General features: G+C 59.4%; 14 protein-coding genes and 4 tRNA genes. 15 read left to right on the top strand and 3 right to left on the bottom strand.

What is annotated here, in order from left to right:
* Window positions 1-25: 25 nt before the first annotated feature.
* From aruF to HNP49_RS06315, 12 genes are all read left to right on the top strand, one after another.
* Window positions 26-1,042, top strand: coding sequence for an arginine/ornithine succinyltransferase subunit alpha (gene aruF, locus HNP49_RS06370; RefSeq protein WP_184681616.1), 1,017 nt, complete (start codon window positions 26-28; stop codon window positions 1,040-1,042).
* Between the two features lie 88 nt (window positions 1,043-1,130).
* Window positions 1,131-2,156, top strand: a complete 1,026-nt coding sequence (gene astA / locus HNP49_RS06365; protein WP_184681614.1) for an arginine N-succinyltransferase — start codon at window positions 1,131-1,133, stop codon at window positions 2,154-2,156.
* Window positions 2,157-2,207: 51 nt separating this feature from the next.
* The gene (astD, locus tag HNP49_RS06360) at window positions 2,208-3,671 is read left to right on the top strand and encodes a succinylglutamate-semialdehyde dehydrogenase (RefSeq protein WP_184681612.1); all 1,464 of its coding nucleotides are present in this window, start codon (window positions 2,208-2,210) and stop codon (window positions 3,669-3,671) included.
* 14 nt (window positions 3,672-3,685) lie between these two features.
* A complete protein-coding gene (gene astB / locus HNP49_RS06355) occupies window positions 3,686-5,017 on the top strand; it encodes an N-succinylarginine dihydrolase (RefSeq protein WP_260407102.1) in 1,332 nt (443 codons plus the stop codon).
* A gap of 13 nt (window positions 5,018-5,030) precedes the next feature.
* Window positions 5,031-5,318 (top strand): topoisomerase II, encoded by a 288-nt coding sequence (locus tag HNP49_RS06350; protein WP_184681611.1) that lies wholly within the window; start codon window positions 5,031-5,033, stop codon window positions 5,316-5,318.
* A gap of 23 nt (window positions 5,319-5,341) precedes the next feature.
* On the top strand, window positions 5,342-6,340 hold the full coding sequence (gene astE / locus HNP49_RS06345) for a succinylglutamate desuccinylase (protein WP_184681609.1): 999 nt from the start codon (window positions 5,342-5,344) through the stop codon (window positions 6,338-6,340).
* Between the two features lie 94 nt (window positions 6,341-6,434).
* A complete protein-coding gene (gene alaS, locus HNP49_RS06340) occupies window positions 6,435-9,059 on the top strand; it encodes an alanine--tRNA ligase (RefSeq protein WP_184681607.1) in 2,625 nt (874 codons plus the stop codon).
* Between the two features lie 98 nt (window positions 9,060-9,157).
* Window positions 9,158-10,396, top strand: a complete 1,239-nt coding sequence (locus HNP49_RS06335) for an aspartate kinase (RefSeq protein ID WP_184681605.1) — start codon at window positions 9,158-9,160, stop codon at window positions 10,394-10,396.
* Window positions 10,397-10,587: 191 nt separating this feature from the next.
* Window positions 10,588-10,773: a carbon storage regulator CsrA gene (gene csrA / locus HNP49_RS06330; RefSeq protein ID WP_095939205.1), complete on the top strand. Its 186-nt coding sequence runs from the start codon at window positions 10,588-10,590 to the stop codon at window positions 10,771-10,773.
* Between the two features lie 61 nt (window positions 10,774-10,834).
* Window positions 10,835-10,925: transfer RNA gene (locus HNP49_RS06325), tRNA-Ser, on the top strand.
* 99 nt (window positions 10,926-11,024) lie between these two features.
* Window positions 11,025-11,101, top strand: a tRNA-Arg gene (locus tag HNP49_RS06320).
* A gap of 64 nt (window positions 11,102-11,165) precedes the next feature.
* Window positions 11,166-11,242, top strand: a tRNA-Arg gene (locus tag HNP49_RS06315).
* 40 nt (window positions 11,243-11,282) lie between these two features.
* Here the strand turns inward: HNP49_RS06315 and HNP49_RS06310 are convergent.
* Window positions 11,283-11,777: a DUF4124 domain-containing protein gene (locus HNP49_RS06310; RefSeq protein ID WP_184681604.1), complete on the bottom strand. Its 495-nt coding sequence runs from the start codon at window positions 11,775-11,777 to the stop codon at window positions 11,283-11,285.
* Between the two features lie 276 nt (window positions 11,778-12,053).
* On the opposite strand from HNP49_RS06310, the gene mgtE reads away from it, so the two are divergent.
* Window positions 12,054-13,496: a magnesium transporter gene (gene mgtE / locus HNP49_RS06305; RefSeq protein ID WP_184681602.1), complete on the top strand. Its 1,443-nt coding sequence runs from the start codon at window positions 12,054-12,056 to the stop codon at window positions 13,494-13,496.
* A 56-nt stretch (window positions 13,497-13,552) separates the two neighbouring features.
* On the opposite strand, the gene HNP49_RS06300 is transcribed toward mgtE, so the two are convergent.
* Window positions 13,553-13,879, bottom strand: coding sequence for an Arc family DNA-binding protein (locus tag HNP49_RS06300; protein ID WP_184681601.1), 327 nt, complete (start codon window positions 13,877-13,879; stop codon window positions 13,553-13,555).
* Window positions 13,880-14,147: 268 nt separating this feature from the next.
* On the opposite strand from HNP49_RS06300, the gene HNP49_RS06295 reads away from it, so the two are divergent.
* Window positions 14,148-14,224 (top strand) — tRNA-Arg (locus HNP49_RS06295).
* Window positions 14,225-14,582: 358 nt separating this feature from the next.
* Here the strand turns inward: HNP49_RS06295 and HNP49_RS06290 are convergent.
* A complete protein-coding gene (locus tag HNP49_RS06290) occupies window positions 14,583-15,134 on the bottom strand; it encodes a hypothetical protein (protein WP_184681599.1) in 552 nt (183 codons plus the stop codon).
* Between the two features lie 141 nt (window positions 15,135-15,275).
* Here HNP49_RS06290 and HNP49_RS06285 point away from each other — a divergent pair, with 141 nt between their 5' ends.
* A complete protein-coding gene (locus tag HNP49_RS06285) occupies window positions 15,276-16,301 on the top strand; it encodes a diguanylate cyclase (RefSeq protein ID WP_184681597.1) in 1,026 nt (341 codons plus the stop codon).
* Window positions 16,302-16,349: the final 48 nt, after the last annotated feature.

The raw sequence follows: 16,349 nt of genomic DNA, 5'->3' as shown, positions 1-16,349 counted from the left end.
AGTTTTTACAAGAAGGAGTGACACCATGCTGGTGATGCGCCCTGCGCAATTGTCCGATCTCGCCGAGGTACAGCGCCTGGCGGCGGATAGCCCGATTGGTGTCACTTCCCTGCCGGACGACCTGCAGCGTCTGCAGGAGAAGATCCAGGCCTCGGAGGCCTCGTTTGGCGCCGAGGTCAGTTTCAACGGCGAGGAAAGCTATTTCTTCGTCCTAGAAGACAGCCAGACCGGACGCCTGGTCGGCTGCTCCGGGGTGGTCGCCTCGGCCGGCTACTCCGAACCCTTCTACAGCTTTCGCAACGAAACCTTCGTGCATGCCTCGCGTTCGCTGGGCATCCACAACAAGATTCATGTCCTCTCACTGTGCCATGACCTTACCGGCAACAGCCTGCTGACCAGCTATTACGTGCAGCCCGAACTGGTGCAGACGCCCTATGCCGAGCTCAATTCGCGCGGCCGCCTGCTGTTTCTCGCCAGCCACCCGGAGCGCTTCTCCGATGCGGTGGTGGTGGAGATCGTCGGTTACAGCGACGAGCAGGGCGAGTCACCGTTCTGGAATGCCGTGGGCCGCAACTTCTTCGACATGAGCTACGTCGAAGCCGAGCGCCTGTGCGGTCTGAAGAGCCGGACCTTCCTCGCCGAGCTGATGCCGCATTACCCGATCTATGTACCGCTGCTGCCGGATGAAGCGCAGGAAGTCATGGGCCAGGTTTACCCGCGCGCGCAGATCAACTTCGACATCCTCATGCGCGAGGGTTTCGAGACCGACCACTACATCGATATCTTCGACGGCGGGCCGACCCTGCATGCGCGCACGACCAGCATTCGCTCGATCAGCCAGAGCCGCGTGGTGCCGGTGCGTGTTGGCGAGCCCGGCAAGGGTGGCCGCCAGTACCTGGTGTGCAACGGCCAGTTGCAGGATTACCGCGCCATCGTTGCCGACCTCGACTGGGTGCCCGGCAAGCCGGTGACCCTGTCGGCAGAGGCTGCCGAGGCGCTGGGTGTGGGTGAGGGCGCCACGGTGCGCCTGGTCGCCCTCTGATCGATCAACCGGGCGTCGCCCTGCGGCGGCACCCTGCGGCATGCTGGCCGAGCGCCTATGGCGACGGCCCTGAGAGCCTGGAGGCACTATGATTGTTCGTCCCGTGCGCAGCAGCGACCTGCCGGCACTGATGGCCCTGGCGCAGAGCACCGGCACCGGCCTGACTACCCTGCCGGCCAACGAGGAGCGCCTGTCCCATCGCGTCAGCTGGGCGGAGAAGGCCTTCAGCGGCGAAGCCGAGCGCGCCGACGCCGATTATCTGTTCGTCATGGAGAACGATGACGGCGAGGTGGTGGGCATCTCTGCCGTGGCTGGTGCCGTGGGCAAACGCGAGCCCTGGTACAACTTCCGCGTCGGCCTGACCGTCAGTGCCTCGCAGGAACTGGGTATCCACCGTGAAATCCCCACGCTGTTTCTGGCCAACGACCTGACCGGGCATTCCGAACTCTGCTCGCTGTTCCTGCATGCCGATCATCGCAGTGGTCTCAATGGCCGTCTGCTGTCCAAGGCGCGCTTCATGTTCATCGCCGAGTTCCGTGATCTGTTCGGCGACAAGGTGATTGCCGAAATGCGCGGCATGTCCGATGCCGATGGTCGCTCGCCGTTCTGGGAAAGCCTGGGCCGGCATTTCTTCACCATGGAATTCTCTCGCGCCGACTACCTCACCGGGCTGGGTAACAAGGCCTTCATTGCCGAGCTGATGCCCAAGTTCCCGCTCTATACCTGTTTCCTCACCGAGGAAGCACAGGCCGTGATCGGCCGTGTGCACCCGCACACGGAACCTGCGCTGGCCATGCTCAAGGGCGAGGGCTTCAGCTATCAGGGCTATGTCGACATCTTCGACGCCGGCCCGGCCATCGAGGTGCAGACCGACAAGATTCGCGCCGTGGCCGACAGCCAGCTGCTGATTCTGTCTATCGGCACGCCGGGCGACGAGGCCGTGCCGTACCTGATGCACAACCGCAAGCGCGGGGACTGTCGGATTACTGCCGCGCCTGCACGCGTGGCTTCCGGCACCCTGGTGGTCGATGCCCTGACCGCCAAGCGTCTGCAGCTCACCGCAGGCAGCCAGGTACGAGCCGTGCCGCTGTCGGCGCGCGACGCGCAGAACTGATTTTCGCCGCGGCCCACGCGGCCGGGTTTCGCTGTCGAGGACCATAACAAGATGAGCAGCCAATTTATTGCAGGAGTCTGGCAGGCGGGGCAGGGCGAGGCGTTCGAATCGCTCAACCCGGTCAGTCAGGCGGTGATCTGGCAGGGGCAAGGCGCCACTGCCGGCCAGGTCGAGGCCGCCGTACAGGCTGCCCGTCAGGCCTTCCCGACCTGGGGCCGGCGTCCGCTGGAGGAGCGCATCGCCGTTCTGGAGCGCTTTGCCGCCTGTCTCAAGGACAAGGCCGACCTGCTGGCTCGCGCTATCGGTGAGGAAACCGGTAAGCCGCTCTGGGAAGCCGCCACTGAAGTCACCAGCATGGTCAACAAGGTGGCCATCTCGATCCAGAGCTACCGCGAGCGCACCGGCGAGAAGAGCGGCCCACTGGCCGATGCCGCGGCCGTGCTGCGCCACAAGCCGCATGGCGTGGTGGCGGTGTTCGGTCCCTACAATTTTCCCGGCCACCTGCCCAATGGCCATATCGTGCCGGCCCTGCTGGCCGGTAACTGCGTGCTGTTCAAACCCAGCGAGCTGACGCCGCTGGTGGCCGAGTTGACCGTCAAGTGCTGGGTCGAGGCCGGCCTGCCGGCCGGCGTACTCAATCTGCTGCAGGGCGCCCGCGAGACCGGTGTGGCCCTTGCCGGCAATCCGGGCATCGATGGTCTGTTCTTCACTGGCTCCAGCCGTACCGGCAACCTGCTGCACAGCCAGTTCGCCGGTCGCCCGGACAAGATTCTGGCGCTGGAAATGGGTGGCAATAATCCGCTGCTGGTCGATCAGGTTAAGGATGTCGAGGCCGCCGTCTACACCATCATTCAGTCTGCGTTTATTTCGGCTGGCCAGCGCTGCACCTGCGCCCGTCGTCTGCTGGTGCCGGCGGGTAGCTGGGGCGATGCCTTGTTGGCCCGGCTGGTCGAGGTCTGCCGGCAGATCAAGGTGGGACGCTATGACGAGCAGCCGGCGCCGTTCATGGGCTCGGTGATTTCCCTGCAGGCCGCGCAGCAGCTGTTGGTGGCCCAGGCCGATCTGCTGGCGCGTGGCGCCACGGCGCTGCTGACCATGACTCAGCCGCAGGCCGATGCGGCGTTGTTGACGCCGGGTATCGTCGATGTCACCGCCGTTGCTGCACGGCCCGACGAGGAGTTCTTCGGGCCGCTGTTGCAGGTGATTCGTTACAGCAGCTTCGAAGCCGCCATCGCGGAAGCCAACAACACCGCCTTCGGCTTGGCCGCCGGTCTGCTGTCGGACGACAAGGCCCGCTACGAGCAGTTCTGGCTGGAAAGTCGCGCCGGCATCGTCAACTGGAACAAGCAGCTCACCGGAGCCGCCAGCACCGCACCATTCGGCGGCATCGGTGCGTCGGGCAACCACCGCCCGAGCGCCTACTACGCGGCGGATTACTGTGCCTATCCGGTGGCTTCGCTCGAATGCGAGAGCCTGAGCCTGCCTGCCACTCTGACCCCGGGAGTAAGCCTGTGATTCCTGCTTATGAGATGAATTTTGACGGCCTGGTCGGCCCGACCCACAACTACGGTGGCCTGTCCTACGGCAACGTGGCGTCGCAGAGCAACAGTCAGGCGGCGTCCAGTCCGAAAGAGGCGGCATTGCAGGGCCTGGGCAAGATGAAGGCGCTGATGGAAATGGGCTTCAAGCAGGGCGTGTTTGCCCCGCAGGAGCGCCAGGATGTGGCCGCGCTGCGCAGTCTCGGCTTTACCGGCAGCGATGCCGAGGTGATCGCCCGCGCGGCGAAGGAAGCCATGCCGCTGCTGGCGGCCTGCAGCTCTGCTTCCAGCATGTGGACGGCCAACTCCTGCACCGTCAGCCCGAGTGCCGATACGGCCGACGGGCGTGTGCATTTCACGGCGGCCAACCTCAACTGCAAGTTCCACCGCAGCATCGAGCACCCGACCACCAGTCGTGTACTGGGCGCCATGTTTGCCAATCCGCAGCACTTTGCCCATCACGCCGCGTTGCCAGCGGTGAGCCAGTTTGGCGATGAGGGCGCCGCCAACCACACGCGCTTCTGTGCTGGCTATGGCCAGGCGGGGGTGGAGTTTTTCGTGTTCGGCCGCAGCGCCTTCGATCCGCGCTACCCGGCGCCGCAGCGTTATCCGGCGCGGCAGACCCTGGAAGCATGCCAGGCTGTGGCCCGTCTGCATGGTCTGAGCGATGACGGCGTGGTCTATGCCCAGCAGAATCCGGCGGTGATTGATCAGGGTGTGTTCCACAACGACGTGATTGCCGTGGGCAACGGCGAGGTGTTGTTCTATCACCAGGATGCCTTCCTCGATACCGAACGGGTACTGGCAGAGCTGGGCGACAAGCTGGCGCGTCGTGGCGGGCAGTTCCAGGCGGTGTGCGTGTCGCGCGAGGCCGTTGGCGTTGAGGATGCGGTGCGCTCCTACCTGTTCAATAGCCAGCTGCTGACCCGCGCCGATGGCAGCATGCTGCTGATCGTGCCGGAGGAATGCCACAAGAACGCCCGGGTCTGGAATTACCTGCAGCAGTTGACGGCGGGCAATGGTCCGATTCGCGAGGTCAAGGTCTTCGACCTCAAGCAGAGCATGCAGAACGGCGGTGGACCGGCTTGTCTGCGCCTGCGCGTGGCCCTTAACGAAACCGAGCTGGCGGCGGTCAATCCGGGCGTGATCATGACGCCGACGCTGCACGATACGCTGGTCAGTTGGGTCGGCAAACACTACCGCGACCGCCTCAGCGAAGCCGATCTGGCTGATCCGCAGTTGCTGGTGGAATGTCGCACGGCCTTGGATGAACTGACGCAGATCCTTAAACTGGGCTCGGTTTATCCATTCCAACTAGTCTGAGAGTAACGATCCCATGTCCGATGCCCTGCAACTGATTCTTGAAGATACTGACGGTACCCAGCTGGAAACCTCCTGCACGCGGTTTGCCGTGGTCTGGCAGGGCAAGGAAGTGTGGATCCAGCAGGCAGGTAATGGTCAGCTGCTGATCGGCGTGGACGTAGAGGAGGGTGATACCGAGTACGCCAACCTGCTGCTGCGCCCGCTGGCTACCAATCTGGTCAGCCTGCAGCTGGAGATGGAGCCGGCCGATGGCGCTGAGGATGATCATGTGCACGGCCCAGATTGCAATCATGACCACTGAGGTGGCCTGACGGAGAAACGCCCATGCTGTCCCTCGGCAAACTGCTTGATCTGACTCTGGCTGGCCGTGAGCCGACCGAGAAGATTCAGTTGACGGCCGCTGGTGTGCGTCTGCACTGGCTGGCCGAGGGCGCTCTGGAGGTCAGTCCGCTCAAGGCGGAGGATGCCGGGCTTGACCTGCTCCTTTCCGCCGGTCTGCATGGCAACGAGACGGCACCGATCGAGTTGCTCGACCGCCTGCTGCAGGCAATTGCCAGTGGCGAGCTGCGGCCACGGGCGCGGATTCTCTTTCTGCTGGGCAATCCCGAAGCCATGCGCCGTGGCGAGCGCTATGTGGAGCAGGATATCAATCGCCTGTTCAGCGGCCGACATGAAGCAGTCAGTGGTTTTGAAGCATTGCGCGCCGGTGAGCTGGAACAGCTGGCGGCCAATTTCTTCAGTCTTGCCGGGCGCGAGCGCCTGCATTACGACCTGCACACCGCAATCCGCGGTTCGCAGATCGAGCAGTTTGCCCTCTATCCCTACCGCGATGGTTGCCAGCACTCCGCCCGCCAGTTGGCCCGGCTGCGCGATGCCGGCATCGGCGCCGTGCTGCTGCAGAACAAGACCGGTATTACCTTCAGCTCACACACCTATGCGCACCTGCAGGCCGAAGCCTTTACCCTGGAGCTGGGCAAGGCGCGACCGTTCGGGGAGAACCAGGGTGTCAATCTCTCGCGGCTCGAAGCCGTGCTGCGAGATCTGATCGCCAATGGCAGTGTCGGTGAAGACGAAGACTTAAGCGGTCTGCAGCTGTTCGTCGTGGCGCGTGAAGTCATCAAACACAGTGACGGTTTTCAGTTGCACCTGGCGCCGGATGTGGAGAACTTCACCGCCTTGCCCAAGGGCTTCCTGCTGGCCGAGGACATTGCCGGCAGCCGCTGGCTGATCGAGGAGGAGGGTGCCCGCATCATCTTCCCCAATCCCAAGGTGAAGAACGGTCTGCGTGCCGGAATTGTCGTGGTTCCGACCGCTTCCCTCTGAGTCTCTAGCAGAAAAGGCTTTTTCCTGGCGCTGAGCCCGATATAATGCGGGTTTTGTCGGCATTTTTTGCCCGCAGTTCGCCTGGAAGACCTGAATGAAAAGCGCAGAAATCCGTGAAGCCTTCCTCCGCTTCTTCGAAGAGAAGGGGCACGCCCGTGTGGCCTCCAGTTCGCTGATTCCGGCGAATGATCCGACCCTGCTGTTCACCAACGCGGGGATGAACCAGTTCAAGGACTGTTTCCTCGGCCTGGAAAAGCGCGCCTACACCCGCGCGACCACCAGCCAGAAGTGTGTGCGGGCCGGCGGCAAGCACAACGATCTGGAGAACGTCGGCTACACCGCGCGTCACCACACGTTTTTCGAGATGCTGGGTAACTTCAGCTTCGGCGACTATTTCAAGCGCGATGCCATTACTTACGCCTGGGAGTTTTTGACCAGCGACAAATGGCTGAACCTGCCCAAGGAGAAGCTCTGGGTCACCGTCTATGCCACCGACGACGAGGCTTATGACATCTGGACTCAGGAAGTCGGCATCCCTGCAGAGCGCATGGTGCGCATCGGTGACAACAAGGGTGCGCCGTACGCTTCCGACAACTTCTGGGCGATGGGCGATACCGGTCCGTGCGGTCCGTGCACCGAAATTTTCTTCGACCACGGCGAGCACATCTGGGGCGGCCCGCCCGGTTCGCCGGAAGAAGACGGCGATCGCTACATCGAAATCTGGAATAACGTGTTCATGCAGTTCAACCGTACTGCGGACGGCGTGCTGCACCCGCTGCCGGCTCCGAGCGTGGATACCGGCATGGGGCTGGAACGCATCAGCGCCGTGCTGCAACACGTCAACTCGAACTACGAGATCGACCTGTTCCAGAGCCTGCTGAATGCGGCTGCAGCTGCGATTGGCTGCGCCAACGAAAGTCAGGCTTCGCTGAAGGTGGTGGCTGACCATATCCGCTCGTGCGGCTTCCTGATTGCCGACGGTGTGCTGCCGTCCAACGAAGGTCGCGGCTATGTGCTGCGCCGCATCATTCGTCGCGCCTGCCGGCACGGCAACAAGCTCGGTGCCAGTGGCGCCTTCTTCCACAAGATCTATGCGGCCCTGGCCAGCGAGATGGGCTCTGCCTTTCCTGAACTTGTGGAGCAGCAGGCGCATGTCGAGCGTGTGCTGAAAACCGAGGAAGAGCAGTTCGCCAAGACCCTGGAACAGGGTCTGAAGATTCTGGAACAGGATCTCGCTGAGCTGGCCGGCAAGGAAATTCCGGGCGAAGTGGTGTTCAAACTCTACGATACCTACGGCTTCCCCATGGATCTCACCGGTGATATCGCTCGCGAACGCGGCCTGAGCATCGATGAGGCTGGTTTCGAGCGTGAGATGGAGGCCCAGCGCGAGCGTGCGCGTGCATCCAGTGCTTTCGGTCTTGACTACAACAGCCTGGTCAAGGTCGACGTGGAAACCGAATTCACCGGCTACAGCGCTACCGTTGGCGAAGCCAAGATTGTCGGTCTGTTCAAGGCGGGGGCAGCGGTCGAGAGTCTGGCCGAAGGCGAGGAGGGCGTGGTGGTGCTTGATCGCACACCGTTCTATGCCGAGTCCGGCGGTCAGGTAGGTGACAGTGGTTATCTCGCTGCGCCGGGTCTTCGCTTTGATGTGCGCGATACCACCAAGGCTGGTGGCGCTTTCCTGCACCACGGTGTGGTGGCCCGCGGCGTGCTCAAGGCGGCCTCGGCTGTAACCGCACAGGTGGATGCCTCGGTGCGCCAGGCAACGGCACTGAACCACTCGGCCACGCACCTGCTGCATGCCGCGCTGCGTCAGGTTTTGGGCGAACATGTGCAGCAGAAGGGCTCGCTGGTCGACAGTCAGCGCCTGCGTTTTGACTTCAGCCACTTCGAGGCCATCAAGCCCGAGCAGATCAAGGCGCTGGAAGAGTTGGTTAACGCCGAGATCCGCAAGAACAGTGCGGTGGAAACCGAAGTCACCGATATCGACACGGCCAAGCAGAAGGGGGCCATGGCCTTGTTCGGCGAGAAGTACGGCGACAGCGTGCGCGTGCTGACCATGGGCGGCGGCTTCTCGGTCGAGCTGTGCGGTGGTACTCACGTGGCGCGTACCGGTGATATCGGCGTGTTCAAGATCACCAGTGAAGGCGGTGTGGCCTCCGGTGTGCGCCGTATTGAGGGCGTGACCGGTTCCGCGGCGCTGGCTTACCTGAATGCGGCTGAAGAGCAGCTCAAGGAAGCGGCGGTGTTGGTCAAGGGTAATCGCGACAATGTTCTGGAGCGCCTGGCTGGTGTTCTGGAGCGCAACCGTCAGCTGGAGAAAGAGCTGGAACAGCTCAAAGCCAAGGCTGCCAGTGCAGCCGGCGATGATCTGGCGGGTTCTGCTGTCGATATCAAGGGCGTGAAAGTGCTGGCTGCCCGCCTCGATGGGCTGGATGGCGATGCCCTGTTGGCCCTGGTCGATCAACTGAAGAACAAGCTTGGCAGTGCTCTGATCCTGCTCGGTGGCGAGCTGGATGGCAAGATCACGCTGGTTGCCGGCGTGACCCAGAACCTTACGGCACAGCTCAAGGCCGGCGACCTGATGAAACAGGCTGCTGCAGCTGTGGGTGGCAAGGGCGGTGGTCGCCCGGATATGGCACGCGGTGGTGGTACCGAAGTTGCCAAGCTGGACGAGGCACTGGCCTTGGCCAGGGCTTACGTCGAACAGACCGTTTAAACACCATTCAGCCAGGCTCGCAGCGCGTCCGACGAGCCTTGGCAGTGTGACCCGTTGTGGGTGTAATGGGCGCCCTCGCAGAATCAGGCGGCTTTGAAATGGCTTTGATCGTACAGAAGTTTGGGGGCACCTCCGTCGGCACCATCGAGCGTATCCAGCAGGTGGCCGACAAGGTGAAGAAGTTCCGCGAAAACGGCGACGACATTGTGGTCGTGGTTTCCGCAATGAGTGGTGAGACCAATCGCCTGATCGATCTGGCCAAACAGGCCAGTGACGGCAATCCGGAGCCGCGTGAGCTGGATATGATGGTGTCCACCGGTGAGCAGGTGACTATCGCTCTCCTGGCCATGGCTCTGATCAATCGCGGTGTTCCGGCGGTTTCCTACACCGGCAATCAGGTGCGCATTCTTACCGACAGTGCTTTCAACAAGGCGCGCATTCTGCAGATCGATGACGAGAAGATTCGTGCCGATCTGAATGCGGGTCGTGTCGTTGTTGTGGCCGGTTTCCAGGGGGTGGATGAGCAAGGCAATATCACCACTCTGGGCCGTGGCGGCTCCGACACCACGGGCGTGGCCCTGGCGGCGGCCCTGAAGGCTGACGAGTGCCAGATCTATACCGACGTCGATGGCGTCTACACCACCGATCCGCGCGTGGTGGCCCAGGCGCGTCGCCTGGAAAAGATCACTTTCGAAGAAATGCTCGAGATGGCCAGTCTCGGCTCCAAGGTGCTGCAGATTCGTTCGGTCGAGTTTGCCGGCAAGTACAACGTGCCGCTGCGCGTCCTGCACAGCTTTCAGGAGGGTCTGGGCACCCTCATTACCCTTGATGACGAGGAATCCATGGAACAGCCGATCATTTCCGGTATCGCCTTCAACCGCGACGAGGCCAAGCTGACCATCCGTGGCGTGCCGGATACTCCCGGCGTGGCTTTTAAAATTCTGGGCCCTGTCAGTGGTGCCAATATCGAAGTGGACATGATCGTGCAGAACGTCTCTCACGATAACACCACCGATTTCACCTTCACCGTGCATCGCAACGACTACCAGAAGGCTCTGGATGTGCTGAAGCAGACTGCAGAGGCTATCGGCGCTCGCGAAGTCAGTGGTGACACCAACATCGCCAAGGTTTCCATCGTCGGCGTTGGTATGCGCTCCCATGCCGGTGTGGCCAGTCGTATGTTCGAGGCGCTGGCAAAAGAGAACATCAACATCCAGATGATCTCCACCTCGGAAATCAAGATTTCGGTGGTGATCGAGGAGAAATACCTCGAGCTGGCTGTCCGCGCTCTGCATACTGCTTTCGAGCTGGATGCTCCGGCCCGACAGGGTGAGTAAGGTTTGACTCGAAAGGCGCGGCTAGTCCGCGCCTTTTGTCTTTTTTGGCTTGCTGGCGGAACTTTCTTTTTGCCAGTCGTGGTCAATACTTGGGTGAAGGACTTGGATGGTCTTGAGATCGCTGGGTTTGACACCATTTTTCTTGCAGATCGAACGTGTTGTCCTGAACAGATATCCGAAAGGAGAAAGGAATGCTTATTTTGACTCGTCGGGTTGGAGAAACCCTGATGGTAGGCGATGACGTTACTGTCACCGTTCTGGGTGTCAAAGGTAACCAGGTGCGCATTGGCGTCAATGCTCCCAAGGAAGTCGCGGTGCACCGCGAAGAGATTTATCAGCGGATCCAAAAAGAAAAGGATCACGAACCAAACCACTAATTTTTCTGCATTTTTTGCTTTGCAAACGGGGAAAAGCTGGTTATCATGCGCCCCGTGTTGCGGAGAGGTGGCCGAGTGGCCGAAGGCGCTCCCCTGCTAAGGGAGTACACCTCAAAAGGGTGTCGGGGGTTCGAATCCCCCCTTCTCCGCCATATTTGTTTTATAGGTGTTATCAATCATCTTTAAGTTGTTGAAATTTAAAGAAAAAGATTGAGATAGGATTTAAAATACCTATAATGCATGCCCTCAGCGCACTCATAGCTCAGCTGGATAGAGTACCCGGCTACGAACCGGGCGGTCGGAGGTTCGAATCCTCCTGAGTGCGCCATATTCGAGATTGAAGCTTCGCTTCGGTCGGATACCAGTGAGACCTGGTTTATCAAGCTCAACGTGCACTCATAGCTCAGCTGGATAGAGTACCCGGCTACGAACCGGGCGGTCGGAGGTTCGAATCCTCCTGAGTGCGCCATCTGTCAAAAGGCTCGCAGTGATGCGGGCCTTTTGTTTTTCTAGCGTTTGCTTCTGACGCAGCCGTTTTCATCAAAGCTGATTTGCCGCTTGCGACCATCCTGGTCCTTATAGACATAGCGCGCCTGCCCATTCTGTTCATTGCTGTTGTCTGGTTTCCCAAGGGCGCTCTCAATATCGCTTCGAGTCATGCCGCGCCGCACTTCCTTGCGGATGACGGCGCTGCGTTTTTCGCTGGTGCTGAGCTGATTGCCGCAGCCGTCGTCTCGTGCGCCGACAACGGTTGGCCCTTGATTGTCTGTGTGCTCGCCGCTTTTTGTATTTTTGCTCGGCGCGGCCATGAGGGTAGGGCGCCCAGAACTGGGTGTGGGATTGCTAGCGTGCTGTATCGTCTGATCGTGACTGACGGGGCAGCCGCTCAGGGTGTAGGTCACATGACCGTTCATGTCCTCGCAGCGAAAAACGCTGGTGGCAAAAGAGGCTTGAGAAAAAAGTAGGTAGAGGCCGAATAGGCCTGATTTAAGCGATCCGTGCATAAGGCGTCCTCCTGACGACATTTTCAGCGTAGATCGCCGCAGGCGCCTGTCCAGTTCTCCCGGGTTGCTTAACTTTGCGCTGCAAATGCTTGTTCTTGAGCTGATTTTGCTGAGCCTGCCGTCAGTTGAGCTGTTATTATTGTGATGTCAGCCCCGTCGGGGCTTGTGGAACCCAACCATGGACTTACCCAGTAGTCACTCAGAACCTCGATTGTTCAGCGTACTGACTGTTTGATTCCCCCGTAGCGTGCTCGCCTGCTGGGGGAGGAGCGCGCTATGTCCGAAGTAGAATTCAAGAAGGCTCCAGATAGCCTGCAGGATCGTTTGGCCCAAGTGGTCGATCTCCTGCATCGGCATAAACTGGTTGAAGATCTCGCGCATCGCCAGGAAGGCCATCAACATGCGCGCGTAGAAAATCTGGTCCATCGGCAGAATCTTGCCGAGTTGCAGCGCAAGCTGGACGAACTGCACCCTGCCGACATCGCTCACATCCTTGAAGCGTTGCCGCTTGGCGATCGCCTGACCGTCTGGCAGTTGGTCAAGGCCGAACGCGACGGTGACATCCTCCTCGAAGTGTCGGATGCCGTACGCGAATCACTGATCGCCGACATGGATGATCACGAGATTCTCGCGGCTACGCGTGACATGGATGCCGATGAGCTGGCCGATCTCGCGCCAGAGCTGCCGCGCGATGTAGTCCATGAGTTGATGGACTCCCTGGATGCTCAGGATCGCGAGCGTGTGCGTTCGGCCTTGTCTTATGAGGAAGATCAGGTCGGTGCGCTGATGGACTTCGAGATGGTGACGATCCGCGAGGATGTCAGTCTCGAGGTGGTGCTGCGTTACCTGCGGCGTCTGAAGGAGTTGCCAGGGCATACCGACAAGCTGTTTGTGGTCGATTATGACGGCATTCTCAAGGGTGTTCTGCCGGTCAAGCGCTTACTGGTCAATGACCCGGAAAAACTGGTGGTCGAGGTGATGGCCAGTGATCCGGTTATCTTTCATCCGGATGAGGATGCTCATGATGCGGCGCAGGCTTTCGAGCGTTATGACCTGATTTCCGCTCCAGTCGTTGATCGTACGGGCAAACTCACCGGGCGACTGACCATCGATGAGATGGTCGACCTGATTCGTGAGGAAAGCGAAACCGAAGTGCTCAACATGGCCGGTCTGCGCGAGGAGGAGGATATCTTTGCCTCGGTGTGGAAGTCCCTGGGGAACCGTTGGGCCTGGCTGGCAGTAAACCTGATTACTGCCTTCGTTGCTTCTCGGGTAATCGGCATGTTCGAGGGCTCGATCGAGAAGTTGGTGGCGCTGGCTGCGCTGATGCCCATTGTGGCAGGCATAGGTGGCAATTCTGGCAACCAGACCATCACCATGATCGTGCGCGCAATGGCCCTTGATCAGTTGGGTACCAGTAACACCTCGCGATTGCTGCGCAAGGAGCTTGCAGTAGCGTTGATCAATGGTTTGGTCTGGGGTGGGGTCATCGGTGTGGTGGCCTACCTGTTGTACGGCAGCTGGTCGCTTGGCGTGGTGATGACGGGGGCTATGACGCTTAATCTGCTGCTGGCAGCGTTGATGGGTGTGCTAATTCCCATGACGCTGGCAAGGGTGGGGCGTGACCCGGCAATGGGGGCTAGTGTCATGATTACGGCCATGACCGACAGTGGTGGGTTCTTTATCTTTTTGGGCTTAGCTACGCTGTTTTTGCTTTAGAAATTGGAACAAAAAAGCCGCTCAAAGAGCGGCTTTTTTGTTGGGTCAAAGAGTGCTCAATCGTCAGTGGCGCTCATCTCTGCGTCATGGGCAATCAGTGCGACCAGAGCATTTTGCTGGCGGCGGCTGAGTTGGCGGAAGCGCTGCAGAAGCTCGCGTTCAGCCAGGCTCAGATCGCTGCTGTCCAGAGTGCGCGCGCTATCGGCATCCAGTGCGCCTTCTTGCACCAGGCTTTGCTCGAGGCGCGCGATGATTTCGGAGTTCATGCTCCGGTGATGATCTCTGGCTACCTCGGAAATGCGCTCGCGCATGCCTTCTGGGAGTCGGACCACAAATTTGTCAGCCGTGCGGCTGGAGTAGGATGCCTGTTTCATAGGGCGCATACATTAAACCGGTTGGCAGGTTAAAGCGATACTGGCAATCCGCTACACGTGGCGCCATCGCTACTGATCATTGGGACATTCCATTGACGCCAACATATAGTCGGATTTTGGGCGGCGTGGCGGCGATTGGCCAGCACCAATTGTCTGAAATGTGCTCAGTCCGACAAATGCACTGGCGGAGTGGCGGGTTAGGTGGCGTTGCGGTGGGCATGACAAATGTTTCAAGGGCCGTTACCATGCCGCCCGCCGGTTTTCGCCGGCGCTCAGTGTCCCAGTAGCTCAATTGGATAGAGCATCCCCCTCCTAAGGGGAAGGTTGGAGGTTCGACCCCTCTCTGGGACACCATTAATACTAGGCTTTCGAGCACAGTGATACTGCGAGCTCGTTTCCTGTGGGTGCATTGTGGGTGCATCTGTGAGGCCTGGAGTTGGCTTTTTAATCTCTAAGCTTGGGGGCAGGGTGAAGTATCGCCATCCCAGTCTTCGATAGTGACTTGCTTAGTGCCCATTTCAGGTCTCCAGCTGAATGATCGGCTCGGCAGGGGCGGGTTGCACGCTGTGGGGGTTCACTGACCCTTGCTGGCAAGGTAACACTGAGTAATCGTATGGCGTAGTCTGTGCCGCAGTGACCATGGTGCGGGCAATTGCGTACCAACTTGGTAGGCAGCCTTGAGACCTAAGGCCTCTACGAAGCAAGGCGCGATTCAGCTCGACTCACCTTGCCAGTAACGAAGAGACCACAAGTTTTTCTCATTCCACTGGGCAGCAGTGAAAGGATACAGGTGCTTTTGGCCATACTGGGTTTCTTTCGATACAACCAGGCGCCCAGCGTCAGAGCGATAAAGCTTGAATCCTGAAGTCTCCAGATCCTGCAAAATCTTGAGTACCTCGGCACGACAGAAGCGGTTTTCAGTGTGCGCCTGTATCACTGCTATGCAGGCAACCAGGCCAAGCGCAGAAACGCCAATGATGAGAAATAGGCTGGGGTAGCTCGCAGCCATATCAAAGAATGAGTTCACAAGGGCAATCAGGCCGGCGCTGATCACCGCTAGTATTAGTCCAGCGCCTAGCACCAACCGTCGCTCACTAGACTGCAAGTAGCGGGTGTGCAATTCATTCAGCCGACATTCCACAGCGGAGAATAACTCAGTCACCTTCAATTCCTTTTGCTCTAGATTCGACAGATGATGAAGCCTAAGAAAGCTAGGACATCCTGTAAATCGCCAGAGGATTAAGCCACGATAGCCCGCTGCCATCCACCGTCCTCCTGACTCTAGAGCGATCATCTTCAGCCTGACGCTCGACAAAAAAACGTCACCCGTCGACCTGATGAAGGCAGTTCGCCATCAAAATGGCTACACTGAAAATTCCTCATAGCCAGTAAGGCATGGTGCGGTATGCCTCGTGAGCCAGATATAACGCTTCCAAGTCGCGACCAACTGATCGCGATCATCCGCATCCAGACCGAAATTGCCAGACAAGGGCTAGATCTCGCCCAGGTAATGTCGGTCGTGGTGGAGCGTGCGCTTGATCTGATCAAAGCAGAGGGAGCAGTGATTGAGCTGGCCGAAGACGAGGATATGGTCTATCGCGCGGTCTCAGGTATAGCAGCAGGTCAACTAGGGCTGCGACTGAAGCGCGCCAGCAGCCTATCAGGTCGTTGCGTAATGAGCGGCGAGATACTGCGTTGCACTGATACCGAAACCGATGAGCGTGTTGACCGAGCAGCATGCAGGCGTATGAGCATTCGTTCGATGCTGGTGATCCCTCTGCGGCACGAGGACACTACTGTCGGTGTCTTGAAAGTCATGTCGAAAGCTGTCGCTGCGTTTAATGATGCTGATGAAGCGGTTTTAGGATTGCTTGCAGAAGTACTTGGCGCTGACATGTTCATGGCGGCTACATATGCAGCTCAAGATCTTTACTACCGGGCGACCCATGACGAAATGACAGGCGTTGCGAACCGCGCACTGTTCTTTGACCGGTTGAGGAGTGATCTTGCTCGCGCAGCACGCGATGGGTCAGAGTTCGGGTTGTTGCTGATTGACATGGACGGACTCAAAGCCATTAACGACCATTACGGTCACCGTGCAGGCGATGCGGCCATTTGCGAGGTAGCCCGCCGAGCTACCCATGCGCTCAGACGGTCAGACATCATTGCACGCCTAGGAGGGGATGAATTCGGTGTCATCTTGCAGCCAACTAACGGCATGTCGTACTTAGCAGAAGGCGTTGAACGGCTTCGGGAAGCTATCTCTGAACCCTTCGAGTTCGAGTCCAACTGGCTGAAGTTAGGAGTCAGTATTGGGGCGGCGATTGCGCTCAAAGACGGCACTACCCTTGAAGCTCTTGTAGAGCATGCAGACAAGGCCATGTACCAAAATAAGCGAGAGCGCAAGCGTTTGGATAACTTGTCACTTTAGTGCGGTAGGCTTCACCAGTGGCTATGCCATAAGCAGCGAGTGTGATGA

It is taken from the genome of Pseudomonas fluvialis (assembly GCF_014207935.1).
In the GTDB taxonomy this organism is placed as follows: Bacteria; Pseudomonadota; Gammaproteobacteria; order Pseudomonadales; family Pseudomonadaceae; genus Aquipseudomonas; species Aquipseudomonas fluvialis_A.
Note: the sequence above shows the minus strand (reverse complement) of the source record. Positions and strands in the feature narration are given on the sequence as shown.